Source organism: Bradyrhizobium sp. CW1 (assembly GCF_023100665.1).
Taxonomy (GTDB): domain Bacteria; phylum Pseudomonadota; class Alphaproteobacteria; order Rhizobiales; family Xanthobacteraceae; genus Bradyrhizobium; species Bradyrhizobium canariense_D.
On sequence record NZ_CP064684.1, the window covers coordinates 5691102 to 5707894 of the forward strand.

General features: G+C 64.5%; 18 protein-coding genes. 6 read left to right on the plus strand and 12 right to left on the minus strand.

Annotated features, from left to right (window positions below; translation table 11 throughout):
* The first annotated feature begins 59 nt into the window (after window positions 1-59).
* Window positions 60-542 carry a cupin domain-containing protein gene (locus IVB54_RS27765; RefSeq protein ID WP_018457126.1) on the plus strand — a complete coding sequence of 161 codons (483 nt, stop codon included), beginning with the start codon at window positions 60-62 and terminating at the stop codon, window positions 540-542.
* 100 nt (window positions 543-642) lie between these two features.
* The gene (locus IVB54_RS27770) at window positions 643-1845 is read left to right on the plus strand and encodes an MFS transporter (RefSeq protein ID WP_085352100.1); all 1203 of its coding nucleotides are present in this window, start codon (window positions 643-645) and stop codon (window positions 1843-1845) included.
* Here IVB54_RS27770 and ccoS read toward each other — a convergent pair.
* The 10 genes from ccoS to IVB54_RS27820 form a co-directional block, all read right to left on the minus strand.
* Window positions 1842-2009, minus strand: a complete 168-nt coding sequence (ccoS, locus tag IVB54_RS27775; RefSeq protein ID WP_007594007.1) for a cbb3-type cytochrome oxidase assembly protein CcoS — start codon at window positions 2007-2009, stop codon at window positions 1842-1844. The two genes, IVB54_RS27770 and ccoS, sit on opposite strands and share 4 nt — an antisense overlap.
* On the minus strand, window positions 2009-4201 hold the full coding sequence (locus tag IVB54_RS27780) for a cation-translocating P-type ATPase (protein ID WP_247363496.1): 2193 nt from the start codon (window positions 4199-4201) through the stop codon (window positions 2009-2011). The genes ccoS and IVB54_RS27780 overlap by 1 nt, the downstream gene beginning before the upstream one ends.
* A gap of 11 nt (window positions 4202-4212) precedes the next feature.
* Window positions 4213-4698 (minus strand): FixH family protein, encoded by a 486-nt coding sequence (locus tag IVB54_RS27785; RefSeq protein ID WP_018457129.1) that lies wholly within the window; start codon window positions 4696-4698, stop codon window positions 4213-4215.
* 15 nt (window positions 4699-4713) lie between these two features.
* Entirely contained in the window at window positions 4714-6180 is a 1467-nt protein-coding gene (ccoG, locus tag IVB54_RS27790) for a cytochrome c oxidase accessory protein CcoG (protein WP_018457130.1), read from the minus strand.
* 111 nt (window positions 6181-6291) lie between these two features.
* Window positions 6292-7167, minus strand: a complete 876-nt coding sequence (gene ccoP, locus IVB54_RS27795) for a cytochrome-c oxidase, cbb3-type subunit III (RefSeq protein WP_018457131.1) — start codon at window positions 7165-7167, stop codon at window positions 6292-6294.
* Window positions 7168-7173: 6 nt separating this feature from the next.
* Window positions 7174-7338: a CcoQ/FixQ family Cbb3-type cytochrome c oxidase assembly chaperone gene (locus IVB54_RS27800; RefSeq protein ID WP_018457132.1), complete on the minus strand. Its 165-nt coding sequence runs from the start codon at window positions 7336-7338 to the stop codon at window positions 7174-7176.
* A gap of 13 nt (window positions 7339-7351) precedes the next feature.
* Window positions 7352-8086 (minus strand): cytochrome-c oxidase, cbb3-type subunit II, encoded by a 735-nt coding sequence (gene ccoO, locus IVB54_RS27805; protein WP_018457133.1) that lies wholly within the window; start codon window positions 8084-8086, stop codon window positions 7352-7354.
* 10 nt (window positions 8087-8096) lie between these two features.
* Window positions 8097-9746, minus strand: a complete 1650-nt coding sequence (ccoN, locus tag IVB54_RS27810; protein WP_007607681.1) for a cytochrome-c oxidase, cbb3-type subunit I — start codon at window positions 9744-9746, stop codon at window positions 8097-8099.
* Window positions 9747-9957: 211 nt separating this feature from the next.
* On the minus strand, window positions 9958-10383 hold the full coding sequence (locus IVB54_RS27815) for a CBS domain-containing protein (protein ID WP_018457134.1): 426 nt from the start codon (window positions 10381-10383) through the stop codon (window positions 9958-9960).
* 38 nt (window positions 10384-10421) lie between these two features.
* Entirely contained in the window at window positions 10422-11255 is an 834-nt protein-coding gene (locus IVB54_RS27820; RefSeq protein ID WP_018457135.1) for a universal stress protein, read from the minus strand.
* Between the two features lie 205 nt (window positions 11256-11460).
* Here IVB54_RS27820 and fixL point away from each other — a divergent pair, with 205 nt between their 5' ends.
* From fixL to IVB54_RS27840, 4 genes are all read left to right on the plus strand, one after another.
* Window positions 11461-12978 carry a sensor protein FixL gene (fixL, locus tag IVB54_RS27825; RefSeq protein ID WP_247363498.1) on the plus strand — a complete coding sequence of 506 codons (1518 nt, stop codon included), beginning with the start codon at window positions 11461-11463 and terminating at the stop codon, window positions 12976-12978.
* Between the two features lie 3 nt (window positions 12979-12981).
* Window positions 12982-13599, plus strand: coding sequence for a response regulator FixJ (gene fixJ / locus IVB54_RS27830; RefSeq protein ID WP_018457137.1), 618 nt, complete (start codon window positions 12982-12984; stop codon window positions 13597-13599).
* A 59-nt stretch (window positions 13600-13658) separates the two neighbouring features.
* The gene (locus IVB54_RS27835) at window positions 13659-14081 is read left to right on the plus strand and encodes a response regulator (protein ID WP_018457138.1); all 423 of its coding nucleotides are present in this window, start codon (window positions 13659-13661) and stop codon (window positions 14079-14081) included.
* A gap of 103 nt (window positions 14082-14184) precedes the next feature.
* On the plus strand, window positions 14185-14883 hold the full coding sequence (locus IVB54_RS27840) for a helix-turn-helix domain-containing protein (protein WP_026233309.1): 699 nt from the start codon (window positions 14185-14187) through the stop codon (window positions 14881-14883).
* Between the two features lie 37 nt (window positions 14884-14920).
* Here the strand turns inward: IVB54_RS27840 and IVB54_RS27845 are convergent, their stop codons facing one another.
* Together IVB54_RS27845 and IVB54_RS27850 are read right to left on the minus strand one after the other, a co-directional pair.
* Window positions 14921-16234: an MFS transporter gene (locus tag IVB54_RS27845; protein ID WP_166517750.1), complete on the minus strand. Its 1314-nt coding sequence runs from the start codon at window positions 16232-16234 to the stop codon at window positions 14921-14923.
* Between the two features lie 23 nt (window positions 16235-16257).
* Window positions 16258-16779, minus strand: coding sequence for a PRC-barrel domain-containing protein (locus IVB54_RS27850; protein ID WP_026233310.1), 522 nt, complete (start codon window positions 16777-16779; stop codon window positions 16258-16260).
* Window positions 16780-16793 lie beyond the last annotated feature (14 nt).

Here is a 16793-nt window from a genome sequence, read left to right on the forward strand (position 1 = left end):
CGAAAGTCCCAACAGAGCCAGCGACCATTGCGGTTGCGGCCAACACAGGAGACGTCCCGATGTTCAAGCATCACACATTGTCGCGTGCGGTCTGGCCCGGCCTGGCCATCCTCGGCGTATTGACACTCTCGGCGCAGCCAGTCTCCGCCGGCGAATGCCCGGCCGACAAGATCAAGCCGAACGCGCAGCAGATGGTCGACTACAAGCCGGTCGGCGTCACCGACGTCACGCTCGGCGCCATCGACCTCGGCAAACAGCCGGCGCATATCGAAGGCCACGAGCTGCGCTTCCGCAAGCTGACCATCGAGCCCGGCGGCATCGTGCCCTGGCACAGCCATGACGACCGCCCTGCCCTGATCTTCGTGCAGCAAGGCGAGATCGTCGAACACGTTTCCAACTGCGTCGATCCGATCGTGCACAAGGCCGGCGACATCCGCCCGGAGGTGTCCGGCACCTCGCACTGGTGGAAGAACCTCGGCAAGGAAACGGTCATTCTCTATGTCGGCGACGTCCGCAAGGACCCGCACGACCACAACATGTAACGGGTGCGCGACCCCAGCGCACGCGTGACGGAATGTGGCGCCCGCGATCCCCATGCTGCCCCGCATGCGGGCGCCACATTCATCACAAGGGAGGCCTGCCATGACCGATCTTTCCGCGCCGATCAAACCAACCGCGATGACGATGGACGCGCATTCACCAGGTCTTGCGCTTCGCTCTCTCGTGATCGGCCTCACTGCCTTCCTGACGGTCGTCGATCTCTTCGCGACGCAGGCGATCCTGCCCTCGCTGACGCGCCGCTACGGCGTCACGCCGGCCGCGATGAGCCTGGCCGTCAACGCCAGCACGTTCGGCATGGCTGTCGCAGGCCTCGTCGTCGGCCTTCTCAGCCCGCACATCGACAGGCGGACCGGCATCCTGCTCAGCCTGACCCTGCTCGCGATTCCGACGAGCCTGCTGGCGACTGCGCCCAATCTTGCCGTCTTCACCGGCCTGCGGGTCGCGCAGGGCCTCTGCATGGCATCCGCCTTCGCGTTGACATTGGCTCATCTCGGCGAGCAATGCAGCGCAATGGATTCCGGCGGCGCCTTTGCCGCCTACATCACAGGAAACGTCGCCAGCAATCTCGTCGGCCGGCTGGTGTCGGCCGCGATCGCCGATAGCCTTGGCCTGGCATGGAATTTCTACTTCTTCGCGGCCCTCAATCTGGCCGGTGCCGCCCTGGTCTATTTCACCATTGCGCGCGTACAGCCGACGCGTGCAACGACGTCGACGGCATCGGCGTTTGCCGCGACGATCGCGCAGTGGCAGGATGCACGGCTGCGTGCCGCCTACGGCATCGGCTTCTGCATCCTGTTCGCATTCATCGGCACCTTCACATTCGTCAATTTCGTTCTGGTTCGACCACCGCTGTCGCTGGGCATGATGGACCTCGGCTTCGTTTACTTCGTCTTCCTGCCGTCGGTGGTCACCACGTTGCTGGCTGGCAAAGTGGCGTCGCGCCTCGGAACGCGTCCGACGATCTGGGGCTCGCTCGCCATCGCCGGGGTCGGCTTGCCGCTGATGTTGGTCCCGCACCTGGGCGCGGTCCTCGCCGGGATGGTTCTGGTCGGAAGCGGCACCTTTTCCGCGCAAGCGGCTGCGACAGGATTCGTCGGACAGGCTGCGGCTGTAAACCGCGGCATCGCCAGCGGCACCTATCTCGCCTGCTATTTCTGCGGTGGGCTCGTCGGCACCGCCGTCCTCGGCCGGCTGTTCGACGCGTATGGCTGGCATGCCTGCGTGGCCGGGGTGGGCCTGGCGCTCGCTGTCGCGGCCCTGCTGACGCTCGCCTTGAAGCGCTAGCGCTTGGCCGGCGCCTCCTGCGGCGGCTCGTCGTCGGCGATGGCGCGCCAGGCGGCGCCGTCGAGATCGTCGTACTGGCCGCTTCGAAGCGACCAAAGGAATGCGGCCAGACCGGCGAGACCGAGCATCAGCGCCAGCGGCACCAGGATGACCAGGATTTCCATCACACGATCTCCCGCGGGGCGCCGCGCGCACGCAGCGAATTCAGCATCACCAGGATCGACGATCCGCTCATGGCGGCAGCCGCGATCAGCGGCGTGACGACGCCGCTGATCGCGACCGGCACCGCGAGGAAATTGTAGCCGATCGCCAGCCAGAGATTCTGCCGCATCAGGTGCAGCGCCTTGCGCGAAGCATCGATGGCGGCGACAACCGGGGCCAGCGGCCGGCCGAGGAAGACGAGATCGGCGGTCGCTTGGCTCAAATGCGCGGCCGAGATCGGCGATATCGAGACATGGGCCGCCGCCAGCGAGGGCGCATCGTTCATGCCGTCGCCGACCATCAGGACCTTCATGCCCCGCTGCTTCAGGACCTCGATCCGCGCGATCTTGTCGGCCGGGGTCACGCCGGCTCGCCATTCGGAGATGCCCAGCGCATGGGCCGCCGCGATCACCGCCGGTTCACGGTCGCCGGAGAGAATCTCGATGCCGATATTGCGCGCCTTCAGCGCCGCGATCACAGCTTGCGCATCGGGGCGGAGGCCCTGGCGCACGGAGAGGATGAATTTTTCGCTGCCCTTGCTGAAACCGACGACCGAGGCTTCGGGATCCAGATTTGTCACGTCCGAGACCAGCGTCTCGGCGCCGCAGAAAGAAGGACGACCGAGGCGAACCTCGATGCCATCGACCACAGCACGCACGCCCTGGCCGGCCTCCTCGACCGCGCCGACGATCGGCGATCTGGCGTCAGAGGCCTGCGCGACCGCGGCGGCGACCGGATGATGGCTCGACAGCGCAAGCCGTCCGGCAAGCTCGAAGATATCAGCGGGAATATCGGCCGCATTCATCACTTCGAGATCGGGCAGCGTCAGCGTGCCGGTCTTGTCGAAGACGACGTGATCGGCTTCCGCGAGACGCTCGATGGCATCGCCGGAATTCAGCAGGACACCAGCCTTGAACATCGCGCCAGAGGCCACGGTCTGTACCGTCGGAATGGCGAGCCCGAGCGCGCAGGGACAGGTGATGATCAGCACCGCGACGCCGGTCACGATGGCATCATGCCAGCCGGCGCCCGCGATGACCCAGCCGAGGATGGTGACGAGCGCGGTGGCATGCACCACCGGCGCGTAGAGTCGCGAAGCGCGGTCTGCGAGCCGCATGTAGCGCGAGCGCGCCTGCAGCGCATTGTCGAGCAGCCGCGTGATCTCGGCGAGCAGCGTCGCCTCGGAGGCCGCCGAGACCCGCACCCGCAAGGTCCCCGAGATGTTCATCGATCCCGCATAGACCGGCGTGCCCTGCTCGGCCGTGACATAGAGCGTCTCGCCGGTGATCAGGCTCTGGTCGATCTCGGAACGGCCCTCGATCACAGTGCCGTCGACCGCGCAGCGCTCGCCGGGCCGCAGCAGCACGATGTCGCCGGGATAGATCGCGGCCACCGGCACTTGGGATATCTCGTCGGGCCCGACGAACTTGGCCGCGGTCTCCGCCTTAAGCGCGGCGAGATTGCCCGCGACCGCGCGGGTCCGCCGCCGCATGTTCTGGTCGAGGAAGCGACCGACCAGGAGGAAAGTGAGCAGCATGATCGCCGCGTCGAAATAGGCGTGCTCGGCGTGGTTGATGGTCTCGACCACGGACATGCCGAGCGCCAGCGTCACGCCGATCGAGATCGGCACGTCCATGTTGGTGGTCCTGGCCGACAGCGCGCGCCAGGCCGAGCGGAAGAACGGCTGGCCGGCATAGGCCGCCGCCGGCAGCGCGATCAGCGCCGACAGCCAGTGGAAGAAATCGCGCTGCTCCGGCAGCATGTCAGAGACGTTGCCGGACCACACCGGGATCGACAGCATCATCACGTTCATGGTGGCGAACGCGGCGACGCCGAGGCAACGCAGCAGGAAGCGCGATTCGGCGACCTCGGTCGCCTCCGCGCTCTCGGTCTCGTAAGGATAGGCCTTGTAGCCGAGCTCTTCGAGGCGATCGATGAAGCTGATAGGATCGAGCTTGCCCGCCTTCCATTCCAGCGCAACGCGCCGGTCGGTGAGGTTCACGCGCGCCAGCGTGACGTCGGGAATCGCGGACAGCCCGCGCTCGATCTTGGCCATACAGCCGGCGCAGTGCACGCCCTCGACCGCGAGATCGATGTGCTGGACGCCCTCGCCCGCAGTCCGGACGTAATGCGAAAAGTCCCGCGAGACGTGCATGGCAAAATCCTTCAGTTCAGGATCACGCGGTTGCGGGACATGAACACGCGCGTTCCCCGCGCCTCGCCCTCGATCACCAGGTCCCATTGGCCCGGCGCGACCGATGCGACATTGCCGCGATAGAGGCCGATGCCGGCCTCCGAGAGCTCGATGGCGAGATCGGCGCGCTTGTCGGTCGGCCGCTCCAGGCGGCCGCCGAATTTCAGTCCGGCGATCGGCTGGCCGCTCGCGTCGCGCACCTCGACCTGAAGCACGGCGCCGCCATCGGCGCGGCGCTCGACATGGGCGTTGACCTTCCATTTGCGCGCAGCCTGGTCCTGCGCCGCCGAGATCTCGCGGTCATAGGCGAGCCCAGCGGCATAGGGGCTGTCGACGTCCGTCCCTGGCAGCGTCGCGATCGCGAGCTTCATCATGGTCGCGTTGACGCCGATCACGACGCCGAAGAAGGCGACCAGCATCAGAAACACCTTGGTTCCGGTCAGCGGCTTGGTTGCCATGGCGAACTCCTGATCCTAGGGCGCGACGAAATTGTCGGTGGCGCTGGCGACTTCGCCGAGGCCGATATCGGTGACGTGAAAGTGAACCGGGATGGACTTTTCCGGATTGCCCTCCACCGGAGCGGTCACGAGCAGCCGCAGTTCGCTGGTGGAGTCGCGCGGAACCACGATCATCGGCCGGTCCGGCGTCACAGAATCGATTCCGATGACATGGATTGTCGCATTGACCGGGCCGCTCGCGTCGATCGCGATGACCCGGTCGTAACCGCTCTTGTTGAGCAGCCGCACCGTGTAGGCATTGCGGATCGAGCCGTCGCTGAGCCTGACCGCGACCGGGTTGCGGTCGTGCAGCACGTTGACGTCGAGCAGGCTGCGAGTCGCCAGCGTATAGATCATGATGCCGCCGACCGCCGCGATGATCGCGCTGTAGGCGACGGTGCGGGCCCGGACGATGCGGTAGATCGGCGCCTTGCCTTCCTGGCGGCGCTGGATGTTGACGTCGTTGTCATAGCCGATCAGCCGCTTCGGCCGGCCGATTTTCGTCATCACATTGTCGCAGGCATCAATGCAGAGCCCGCACTGGATGCATTCCATCTGCGGTCCGTTGCGGATGTCGATGCCGGTCGGGCAGACCGCCACGCACTGGTAGCAATCGACGCAATCACCAACCTGCTGCCCGAGCGCGCGCAGCTCGGCCGCCTTCTTCACCGACGTACGCTTCTCGCCGCGGTCGTAGCGGTAGGTGACGTTGAGCGCCCATTCATCGGTCAGCGCCGCCTGGATGCGCGGCCACGGGCACATATAGGTGCAGACCTGCTCGCGCATGTAGCCGGCGAGCAGATAGGTCGTCGCGGTGAGAATGCCGATCCAGACATAGGCGAGCATCGGCGCCTGGAACGTGACGAGTTCCTTGACCAGCGTCGGTGCGTCGTTGAAATAGAGCACCCAGGCGCCGCCGGTCCACCAGCCGATCAAGAGCCAGATCGAATGCTTGAGCACGATCTCGGAGATCCGCTCCAGCTTCATCGGGTCGGACGATTTGTCCTTCTTCATCCGCTCGCGCCGGTCACCCTCGATCAGACGCTCGACCGCATAGAACAGGTCGGTCCACACCGTCTGCGGACAGAGATAGCCGCACCAGATACGGCCGCCGACCGAGTTCATCAGGAATAGCGCCACCGCGGCGACGATCAGCAGGCCGGTGAAGTAGTAGACCTCCTGCGGCCACAGCTCGATGAAGAAGAAATAGAAGCGACTGTTGGGAAGATCGATCAGCACCGCTTGGCTGGGAGCGCCGAGTCCGCGGTTCCAGCGCACGAACGGCAGGAAGTAGTAGACGCCGAGGCAGAAGGCCATCAGGCCCCATTTGATCCGGCGGAAGGTGCCAGAGGTGCTCTGGGGATAGACTTTCTTCTGGGCCACATAGAGCGGCCCGTTGTCATCGTCTAATGGGAGCTCTTTTGGGTTCGCGGTCCTGTTCATCGCCTGCAGCTTTTCGAGAGGTGCGATAAAACCTACACCCGACGCCGCCGCGTCAGTTGATCCAGCGCAAGCGGGGGCTTTTTTTGTTCGCCTCCGCGTGTCCCGGATTGGCTATTTTCCGCCGCCCAGCGAGTGGACGTAAACTGCCATCGCCTTGATGGTGGCGGGATCGAGCCGCCCTTCCCAGGCCGGCATCACGCCCGCGCGGCCCTGGCTGATGGTCTCGATCAGCGTCGCCTCGTCCGAACCATAGAGCCAGATCTTATCGGTCAGGTTAGGGGCACCCATCTCCGGGTTGCCCTTGCCGCCGTCGCCATGGCAGGCGACGCAATTCTCCGCGAAGATCTTCTCGCCCTTGGCCGCGTCATAGCCCTTGCGGGTCGGAAGGCCCGACAGTGCCCGGACATAGTTGGCGGCCGTGACGATCTCATCCGGCTTCAGCACGCCGTCCTTGCCGAATGCGAGCATCTGGCCTTCATGCGTCTTGGCGTGGCCGGAACGTGCGCCGAACTGGATGGTCTGCATGATCTGGTCGAGCGAACCGCCCCACAGCCAGTCGTCGTCGTTCAGATTCGGATAGCCCTTGGCACCCGCGCCGCCTGAGCCGTGACATGGCGCGCAATTGTCGCCGAACACGGTCTTGCCCTTGGCGCGCGCGAGCGCCAGCAGCGCCGGGTCCTTCTCGATGTCGGCGAGCGAGGCCGCGCCCAGCGCAACCATCTTGGCTCCGCGGATCTTCTCGAGATTGGCGAGCTCGACCGCGACATCGGCGCGTGTCGAGTAGCCGAACAGGCCCGTGGTATTGCTGGAGATCAGCGGCCAGGCCGGATACACGATCCAGTAGCCGATCGACCAGACGATGGTGAGGTAGAAGCTGATCACCCACCAGCGCGGCAGCGGCGTGTTGAGCTCCTTGATGCCGTCCCATTCATGTCCGGTCGTGGACTTGCCGGTGACGGAATCGATGTCGCTATGATGATCGGTCATGGTCTCTCACTCCTCCCGCAACGGCAGGTGTGCTGCTTCGTCGAACGCAGCCTTGTTACGGGGCCATAATGCGTAGGCGATGATCGCGAGAAAGATCGCGACGAACACCGGCGTCCAGATCGTGGTCACGAGACCGGACGCGAGATTGTCGAGTGTCAGGATGGCTTTCATCGTGGGTGCCTTCTCAGCGAAGATTGGCTTTCTCGTTGTAGATCTTGAAATCGACCAGCGTGCCTAGCATCTGGAGATAGGCGATCAGCGCGTCCATCTCGGTCGGCGTGCCGGCCTTGCCGTCGAAGTTGCGCACCACGGCCTTGGCGTAGCGCTTGGTGAAAGCGTCGGAGTCGGCATTGTCAGGATCGGCCTGGGCCTTCATGTCGGCGCCCGCATTGGCGATCTGGTCGTCGGTGTAGGGCGTGCCGACGGTCCGCAGCGTGCGCATGTGGTCGGCGATCGTGTCCGGATCGACCTCGGTCTGGCTGAGGAACGGATAGCCTGGCATCACCGACTGCGGCACGATCGCGCGCGGATTGGCCAGATGGGTCACATGCCAGTCGTCGGAATATTTGGCGCCGACGCGGGCAAGGTCGGGACCGGTGCGCTTCGAGCCCCACTGGAACGGATGGTCGTACATGCTCTCGGCGGCCAACGAGAAATGTCCGTAGCGCTCGACCTCGTCGCGCAAGGGCCGGATCATCTGCGAATGGCAGAGATAGCAGCCCTCGCGGATGTAGACGTTGCGCCCGGCGAGCTCCAGCGGCGTATACGGCCTGATCCCGTCGACCGCCTCGATCGTGCTCTTGAGGTAGAACAGCGGGGTGATCTCGACGAGACCGCCGATCGCGATCACCAGCAGGATGCCGACGATGAGGATGATCGAGTTCTTTTCGAAGATTTGGTGGCGTGTCCAGAACGACATGGAAGACTCCTCATTCCGCCGGCTGAAGAGCGACGGGCATCTGGACTTCCTGTTCGCCGACGCGAACCGTCATCCAGAGATTATAGGCCATGATCAGCGCGCCGATCAGGAACAGCCCGCCGCCGGCGGCGCGGATGATGTAGAAGGGATGCATCGCCTCGACGGTCTCGATGAAGGAATATTCGAGGAAGCCGAGCGAGGTGTAGGCGCGCCACATCAGGCCCTGGAGGATGCCGGACACCCACATCGCCGAGATGTAGAGGACGATGCCAAGCGTCGCGATCCAGAAGTGCCAGTTAACGAGCTTGAGGCTGTAGAGGCCCTTCCGATTCCAGATCCAGGGCACGAGGCAGTAGAGCGCGCCGAAGGAGACGAAACCAACCCAGCCGAGCGCGCCGGAGTGCACGTGGCCGATGGTCCAGTCGGTGTAGTGGCTGAGCGAGTTGACCACCTTGATCGACATCATCGGGCCTTCGAAGGTCGACATGCCGTAGAAGGCGACGGAGACCACGAGCATGCGCAGCACGGGATCGGTGCGCAGCTTGTCCCAGGCGCCCGACAGCGTCATCAGGCCGTTGATCATGCCGCCCCAGGACGGCATCCACAGCATGATGGAGAAGGTCATGCCGAGCGTCTGGGTCCAGTCCGGCAGCGCCGTGTAGTGCAGATGGTGTGGGCCGGCCCAGATGTACAGGAAGATCAGCGCCCAGAAGTGGATGATCGAGAGACGGTAGGAATAGATCGGCCGCTCGGCCCGCTTCGGGATGAAGTAATACATGATGGCGAGGAAGCCGGCGGTCAGGAAGAAGCCGACCGCGTTGTGGCCGTACCACCACTGGAACATGGCATCCTGGATGCCGCCCCAGGCGATGTAGGATTTCGAGCCGAACACCGAGACCGGCAGCGCCGGGTTGTTGCCGAGATGCAAGACCGCGATCGTCACGATGAAGGCGAGATAGAACCAGTTCGCGACAAAGATGTGCGGCTCCTTGCGCTTGATGATCGTGGCAAGGAAGACCAGCAGATAGGTGACCCAGACGATGGTCAGCCACAGATCGGCGTACCATTCCGGCTCGGCATATTCCTTCGACTGGGTGACGCCGAGCAGATAGCCGGTGCCGGCGATCAGGATGAAGAAATTGTAGCCTACGACGACGAACCAGGGCGCGAGATCGCCTGCAAGGCGCACGCGGCAGCTCTTCTGGACGACGTAGAACGACGTCGCGATCAGGACGTTGCCGCCGAAGGCGAAGATCACTGCGGACGTGTGCAGCGGACGCAGGCGGCCGAAGCTGGTCCAGGGCAGATCGAAGTTCAGCGCCGGCCACGCCAGTTGCGAGGCGATGATGAGGCCGACGAGAAAGCCGGCAATGCCCCAGAACATCGCCATGACGGAGGAGAACTTGATCGGCCCCATGTTGTAGTTGGGCCGGCCGTTGATCTCCGCAGGCGGCAGCGCCGCCGGTCGGTCGAGGTAACGGTTGATGATGCAGAAGACCGCGGCCAGGCTCGCCGCCGCGCTCAGCGCGGCATGGAAGGCGAAGGGCGCATCGAGCGCCTTGGCCGAGGCAATCACGCAGAGGAAGGCGGTGACCGCGAACACGACAGCCAGGCCGCTTTCACCTGACGTCATGGACTTGGAGATGGAGGGCTGGCTCATGCGGACTCTCTCTGAAAGAACACAGGGCCAGAAACCACATTCGCCCTCGCGGGGAATTGATTGAAATCAAGCTATGTGGATTTCTGTTAATGTGAGACCGATGTAGATCGCAGAGCGATATCAGTCGCTTGGGCACCGCAGAGCATAAACGGGCAGCCCACCGCCTGCGTGACATGGCGGAGTCGAGAATTGCGAATCTGCAGCCGCCTCCTCAGTCGCGTGCCGTCGCCTTGAGCGCCGCGATGACGTCCTCGCGCGCGACGATTCCGATCAGCTTCTGCGCGCCGTCGAGCACCATGATGCTCCTGATGCGGTGCTCGACCATGATCTGGAGCACGCGCGTCAGCCGCGTGTCGGGGCTGACATAGATAAAGTCGGGCGTCATGACGTCGCCGATTTTGCGGGTCATCAGGTCGTGGTAGCGCGGCAGCATCTGGCTCGGCGTGAAGGCGAAGCACTTCAGGATGTCGAACTTGGTGACGATGCCGACGACCTGTCCGTCGTCCTCGACCGGATAGGAATTGAAATCATCGCGCTCGAACATCTCGCTCAGCGCGAGCAGGTCGAGGTCGCGCCTCACTGTCCTGACGTCCTGCGTCATGTAGCTTTCGACGGTCTGTTCAAGGAATCTGTACACGGCGCGTCCTCTTTGATTGGTCTTGTATCGCTCCAGCGTCAGTGCGACAGCAGCACGCAGCGGGCAGATTGAGTGACCAGATATTGGGTGACGCCGCCGAGGATCAGTTCGCGGAAGCGCGAATGACCGTAGGCACCGGCGACGATCATGCTGGCGCCGACGTCGCCGGCAATTTTCTCCAGTTGCCCGGCGACGGTTTCGTTCCGGGCCGCTTCGGAAACGCGCGTGATCGCGGTCACGCCGTGGCGGGCAAGCCACGCCGTCACGTCGGTCGCGCCAGCGACCGCGGCAGTGCGGTCGTCGTCACCTTCGGGAATTGCGAGGACGGTGACATCCCTGGCCTTGCGCAGTAATGGTAGCGCATCGGCGAGCGCCCGCCGCGCTTCCGGCGTATCCTTCCACGCCACCAGGACGCTGCGCAGATCGAGCCAGTTGACCCCGTCAGGCACGACCAGGATCGGTCGGCCGGCCTGCATCACCAGATCCTTTGGGCTCGCGAGCGCGAAGGCGTCGGAGAAGGCCGGGCTCTGCCCGCCAGCGACGACGATGTCGGCGCAACGTGCCTGAGCGAACGTAAAGCGCGCCGGGAAATCCATGGCGCTGCGCCATTCCACATGCCCGCCGCGATTCCTGATCGCGGCGCGGAATTGCGCCTCGAGCCTGCCCAGGCGTCGCTTGACCGAGGCTTCTCCCTCATCGATCAGTCCCTGCGCTGCGGCGCCATCGCTGAAGTAGAGCGGCGGGGCGAACTGCGCCGCAGCAACGCCGATGATCGACGCCTCAAATCGTTCGGCAAGCTCGCCCGCGACCTGAAGCCGCGCCTCGTTGGGCTGATCGAGCGCCAGGCTGACCATCACGGTCGCGTATGTCATCGGAGTCTCCGGGGCAATGAGCTTTGATCCGATCGTAAGCCCACCGCCGCCGGGGCAGGATGAGATAGATCAAAACCTTGGATCACCGCGACGGCCGGAAATCTGCCGATGGTATAAGACATCGGAACTTGCCTCTGGCCCCTCCTGGGGTACATTGCCAACGGTAACGCTGTGCGGTTCCCCGCATCAGAATGGGAGTGATCGTTTGGCGCCGACCCGCGTGATTCATCCGCAAGATGACGGCCGGGGCGAACATTTCCGCGTTCGAATCGAAGGATTTGGCGTCGGGACCTGGGACCTCGATCTCAAGACACTGGAGTTGGAGTGGTCGGAGACGGCCAGGATCCTGTTCGGAATCGAATCTGGCCAATCGGTGAGTTACGCGCTGTTCCTGTCCCAGCTGGAGCCGAACGACCGCGAGCGGATCGAGAGTGCGATCCGACACGTCTCCGAACGGGGCGGCAGCTTCGACGTGTCGTTCAGGGTCGCGGGGGCGTTGGGCAGAGCGCAGTGGATCCGTGCGCGCGCGGGGCTGATTCGGGACGACGCCGGCGCCGCCCGACATCTCAGCGGCATCTTTCTTGACGTCGATGAAGAGAAGCAGGTCGAGGAAACCCTGCGCACGCGCGAGAGTCACCTCCGCTCGATCCTCCAGACGATTCCAGACGCCATGATCGTCATCGACGGCCACGGCGTCATCCAGCTCTTCAGCGCGGCGGCCGAGCGCCTGTTCGGCTGGGCCGAGTCGGAGGCGATCGGCCAGAACGTCCGCATCCTGATGCCGGAGCCCGACAGCTCACGTCACGACGGCTACATCGCGCGCTACCGGACCACCAGCGACCCACACATCATCGGCATCGGCCGCATCGTGACCGGCAAGCGCCGCGACGGCACGACCTTTCCGATGCACCTGTCGATCGGCGAGATGCAGTCGGGCGGCGAGCCCTATTTCACCGGTTTCGTCCGCGATCTGACCGAGCATCAGAAAACCCAGGCGCGGCTCCAGGAACTGCAGTCCGAACTTGTCCACGTCTCGCGGCTGAGCGCGATGGGCGAAATGGCGTCCGCGCTCGCTCACGAGCTCAACCAGCCGCTGGCAGCGATCAGCAACTACATGAAGGGGTCGCGGCGGCTCCTCGCCGGAAGCCAGGATCCGAATACGCCGAAGATCGAGAGCGCGCTGGACCGCGCCGCCGAGCAGGCGCTGCGCGCCGGCCAGATCATCCGCCGCTTGCGCGACTTCGTCTCCCGCGGCGAATCGGAGAAAAGGGTCGAGAGCCTGTCCAAGCTGATCGAGGAGGCCGGCGCGCTCGGGCTCGCCGGCGCGCGCGAGCAGGACGTGCAGCTTCGGTTCAGCCTCAATCCAAATGCCGATCTCGTGCTCGCCGACCGGGTGCAAATCCAGCAGGTGCTGGTCAACCTCTTCCGCAACGCGCTGGAAGCGATGGCGAAGTCGCCACGGCGCGAGCTCGTCGTCACCAACACCCGCGCCGCCGACGACATGATCGAGATCGAGGTCTCCGACTCCGGCTCCGGCTTCCAGGACGACGTCATGCCAAACCTGTTTCAGACTTTCTTCACCACCAAAGACACCGGCATGGGCGTGGGACTGTCCATCAGCCGCTCGATCATCGAGGCTCACGGCGGCCGGATGTGGGCCGAGAGCAATGCATCGGGTGGGGCGACATTCCGCTTCACCTTGCCGGCAGCTGACGAGAACTGATCCATGACGACCAAGGGAACCATCTACGTCATTGACGACGACGAGGCGATGCGGGATTCGCTGAACTTCCTGCTGGATTCAGCCGGCTTCGGCGTCACACTGTTCGACAACGCGCAGAGTTTTCTCGATGCCCTGCCCGGCCTCGCCTTCGGCTGCGTCGTCTCCGACGTGCGGATGCCCGGCATCGATGGGATCGAGCTTCTGAAGCGCCTGAAGGCGCAGCGCAGCCGGTTTCCGATCCTGATCATGACCGGTCATGGCGACGTGCCGCTCGCGGTCGAGGCGATGAAGCTCGGTGCGATGGATTTCCTGGAAAAGCCGTTCGAGGATGACCGCCTCGTCGCCATGATCGAATCCGCGATCCGCGAGGGCGAGCCGGCCGCCAGGAACGAGGCCATGGGCCAGGACGTCGCCGCTCGCGTCGCGTCCCTGAGCCCCAGAGAACGACAGGTCATGGAGGGGCTGATCGCGGGCCTCTCCAACAAGCTGATCGCTCGCGAGTACGACATCAGCCCGCGCACCATCGAGGTCTACCGGGCCAACGTAATGACCAAGATGCAGGCCAACAGCCTGTCGGAGCTGGTCCGGCTAGCGATGCGCGCCGGAATGCTCAATGATTGAAGTCAACAGGAGTTGAGGCAAGTCAAAACCCTCCGCTCGCCCTGTGCTACCAGATCGGAATGATTGCGATCAGCTCCCATCCCGAGCGGCTCCAGATGTCGTCACCCGCAAAGCCAACTGTCTATGTGGTCGACGACGATGCCGCTGTGCTTGGCTCGCTGAGGTTTTTGCTGGAAACCGACGGTTTTGCCGTACGGACCTTCAGGAACGCCACGGCGCTGCTCAATGCGGCGCGCCCGTCCGGTGCAGACTGTTACGTGATCGACTACAAAATGCCTGACATTAACGGCATCGAGCTGGCCGGGCGACTGCGCCAGTCCGAGGGCGATACCCCCGTGATCCTGATCACCGGCTATCCCGACTCGAATATCTCGGCCCGGGCGGCGGCCGCGGGCGTGAATGAAGTGATTCTGAAGCCGCTTCTGGACGAAAACCTGGTCAAACGCATTCGCCACGCCATCCAGAACCGGGTCCATAGCTGACCTACGGGATTCTACGTAAGGCAATCTCCTTAAGATATCTCGCGAAATTTTCGAGGCACCCGATACCGCGTACCTAAGCGTCATCACAACGGAGATGGCGCAGATGCTGACCCAGACCTTCAACGCCCCGGCGATCAAGACCCAGATCGGCGGCAAGATCGCACCCGCCCATCCCGTCTCCGACCAGTTCGGTGCGATCGCCGGCCATGTCGGCCTCGTTGCCACCGAGTTCTCCTACCGCAAGGAAGAGGAAATCTATGGCGAGGACGAGTCGGCCGAGTATGTCTATCAGGTCGTCACCGGCGCCGTGCGCAGCTACAAGCTTCTCTCCGACGGCCGCCGCCAGATCGGCTCCTTCCACCTTCCCGGCGACGTGTTCGGGCTCGAATCCGGCACCACCCACCGCCTTGCTGCTGAAGCTATCATCGACACCACTGTGCGCCTCGTGAAGCGCGCGAGCCTCGAGAAGGCCGCAGCCACCGACGTCCAGGTCGCCCGCAAGCTTTGGGCGATGACCGCCGGTGAGCTTCGCCACGCCGAGGACCACATGCTGCTGCTGGGCCGCAAGACCGCGATGGAGCGCGTCGCAACCTTCCTGCTCGAAATGGACCGCCGCCTCGCGGTTGCAGGCATGATGGCGCTGCCGATGTGCCGCCGCGACATCGGCGACTATCTCGGTCTCACGCTCGAGACCGTCTCGCGCGCGCTGTCGCAGCTTCACGCCCAGGGCATTCTCGGCTTCTCCGGCGCCCGCCATATCGTGCTGCGCAACCGCGCACGCCTGCACAATCTCGACGCCTGATCTCCCCTCTCCCACCCCTCATGGCCGGCTGATTGATTCAGCCGGCCATTTCTTTTGCTGCGATCATGCCCTTGCGCCGCGTCTCCGGCATGACAAGCAGAATAAGCAGAAGTCCCGTCGCCGCGACGCCGGACAGTCCGGTGAACGCCATGGCATTGCCGAATTTATCGCTGACATAGCCGCCAAGCGCGGTGCTCAGCGACGCGCCGATGCCCATTGCCGTGCCGACAATGCCCTGCGCGAGGTTGAAATGGCCGCTGCCGAAGGCGACGTCGGCCACGATCAGCGGGATCATCACCGCGAACACCGCCGCTGTGAGGCCGTCGAACACCTGCACCAGCACCAGCAGATACGGATCGCGCACTGTCGCGAACAGCAGACCGCGAATCGTCAGCGCCGCGAATCCGATCAGCAGCAGCGGCCTGCGGCCCCATACTTGCGCCTTGCGCCCGACGCTCGGCGACAGCAGCGCCACGATCGCCTGCGGCACGACAATGCAAAAAGCGACGAGCACCGTCGCCCACTCGCTCGATCGCGCTGTCACCGCGCTTGCCATCAGCGGCATCATCGAGGCGTTCGCGAGCTGCAACAAGAGCACGCTGAGCGCAAAGACAATGAGCGGCCGCTGCCGGATCAGATGCCAGATATTGGTGTCGCCGCGATCCTCCGCCTCGCGCGGCATCTCGCCGTGACAGCGCGCGATGTCGACCTCATGCTCGCGGATGCGAGAGAGTGCGATCAAGGTGGGGATTGCGAGCAGAAAGGTGACCAGGAATACCGAGCGGCTCGACAGCAGATAGCCGGCCGTTCCCATCACCGCGGCCGCAACGCCGTTGCCAAGCGAAGCAAAGCGCGCGTTGCGGCCGAGACGCTCGCCGATCGCGAGCGGGCCGACCAGACCGAGGCTGATCGCCGCGATCGCCGGTCCGAGCACGCAGCTCGCAGCCGCGTGCAGGGTGGCCGCAGCCACCACCACGGGGAAGACTGGCATCGCCGCATAGGCGAGCGCGCAGCAGCCGATGGTGGCGATGGCGAGGCCTGCGACCAGCCGTTCGGATTTGGCGGCATCGATGATGGCGCCGCCTGGCATCTGGCCGATCAGGGCAACGATGCCGCCGATCGACAGCACGAGGCCGATCTCGACCTGGGTCCATTTCTGGGTCGTCAGATAAACTGCGATGAACGGCCCGAATCCGGTCTGCACGTCGGCGAGGAAGAAGATGAACCAGTCGAGGCCACGCAGGCTCTGGCGCGACGGCGCCGGAATGCCGGCAGGCGACGGCGCCGAGAATTTATCCTGCTCAACGCGGCCCTCGCGGTCTGCATCATTCGGCTTCCTCGACAACAGCACCGGCGGCCATCCCTCCCCGCGCCTCACTGAACGGCTTGCAGCGGCTGCAGGCTGCCGGACGCGCCGAGTACCACCATCGGCGTGTCCTCCTTGTATTCCGGCGCGGCTGCGACCTGTGCCTTGGTCAATTCCAGCGTGATGCTGTCCTTCTTGTTGGTGATCTTGCCGAATCGGAGCGCGTTCCAGTCCACCACGATCTTGCGGCTGCCGACGCCGAGGAAGCCGCCGAAATCGATCACGGCGGCGCGCACGTGCCCGCTCCGATCGACGATGACGTCGACGATGCGGCCCATGTCTTCGTTCGCCGCGCTGAGCACGTCACGGCCAAGCACACCGTGCGCATCGCTCGCGCCGATGATCGTGACCGACGGCGGTGGCGCGGCATTCTTTGGCGTGACGGGGACCGATGACGCCGGCGGCTGCGCCGTCGGCGGTGCATTCGCTTCCGTCGAGGGTGCGGGCGACTCCTCCGCGGCGCGTGACACGGCGAGAGTCGTTCCGCAGACGATCACGACGCCCAGAGCCAACCATCCGGCGGTACGCATGCACCCTCCTTCCG

What these genes read in the sequence shown, in the direction of transcription:
- IVB54_RS27765 (WP_018457126.1), top strand. Translation starts at nt 60, where the DNA reads ATGTTCAAGCATCACACATTGTCGCGTGCGGTCTGGCCCGGCCTGGCC.
- IVB54_RS27770 (WP_085352100.1), top strand. Translation starts at nt 643, where the DNA reads ATGACCGATCTTTCCGCGCCGATCAAACCAACCGCGATGACGATGGAC.
- ccoS (WP_007594007.1), bottom strand. Translation starts at nt 2,009, where the DNA reads ATGGAAATCCTGGTCATCCTGGTGCCGCTGGCGCTGATGCTCGGTCTC.
- IVB54_RS27780 (WP_247363496.1), bottom strand. Translation starts at nt 4,201, where the DNA reads ATGCACGTCTCGCGGGACTTTTCGCATTACGTCCGGACTGCGGGCGAG.
- IVB54_RS27785 (WP_018457129.1), bottom strand. Translation starts at nt 4,698, where the DNA reads ATGGCAACCAAGCCGCTGACCGGAACCAAGGTGTTTCTGATGCTGGTC.
- ccoG (WP_018457130.1), bottom strand. Translation starts at nt 6,180, where the DNA reads ATGAACAGGACCGCGAACCCAAAAGAGCTCCCATTAGACGATGACAAC.
- ccoP (WP_018457131.1), bottom strand. Translation starts at nt 7,167, where the DNA reads ATGACCGATCATCATAGCGACATCGATTCCGTCACCGGCAAGTCCACG.
- IVB54_RS27800 (WP_018457132.1), bottom strand. Translation starts at nt 7,338, where the DNA reads ATGAAAGCCATCCTGACACTCGACAATCTCGCGTCCGGTCTCGTGACC.
- ccoO (WP_018457133.1), bottom strand. Translation starts at nt 8,086, where the DNA reads ATGTCGTTCTGGACACGCCACCAAATCTTCGAAAAGAACTCGATCATC.
- ccoN (WP_007607681.1), bottom strand. Translation starts at nt 9,746, where the DNA reads ATGAGCCAGCCCTCCATCTCCAAGTCCATGACGTCAGGTGAAAGCGGC.
- IVB54_RS27820 (WP_018457135.1), bottom strand. Translation starts at nt 11,255, where the DNA reads ATGACATACGCGACCGTGATGGTCAGCCTGGCGCTCGATCAGCCCAAC.
- fixJ (WP_018457137.1), top strand. Translation starts at nt 12,982, where the DNA reads ATGACGACCAAGGGAACCATCTACGTCATTGACGACGACGAGGCGATG.
- IVB54_RS27835 (WP_018457138.1), top strand. Translation starts at nt 13,659, where the DNA reads ATGATTGCGATCAGCTCCCATCCCGAGCGGCTCCAGATGTCGTCACCC.
- IVB54_RS27840 (WP_026233309.1), top strand. Translation starts at nt 14,185, where the DNA reads ATGCTGACCCAGACCTTCAACGCCCCGGCGATCAAGACCCAGATCGGC.
- IVB54_RS27850 (WP_026233310.1), bottom strand. Translation starts at nt 16,779, where the DNA reads ATGCGTACCGCCGGATGGTTGGCTCTGGGCGTCGTGATCGTCTGCGGA.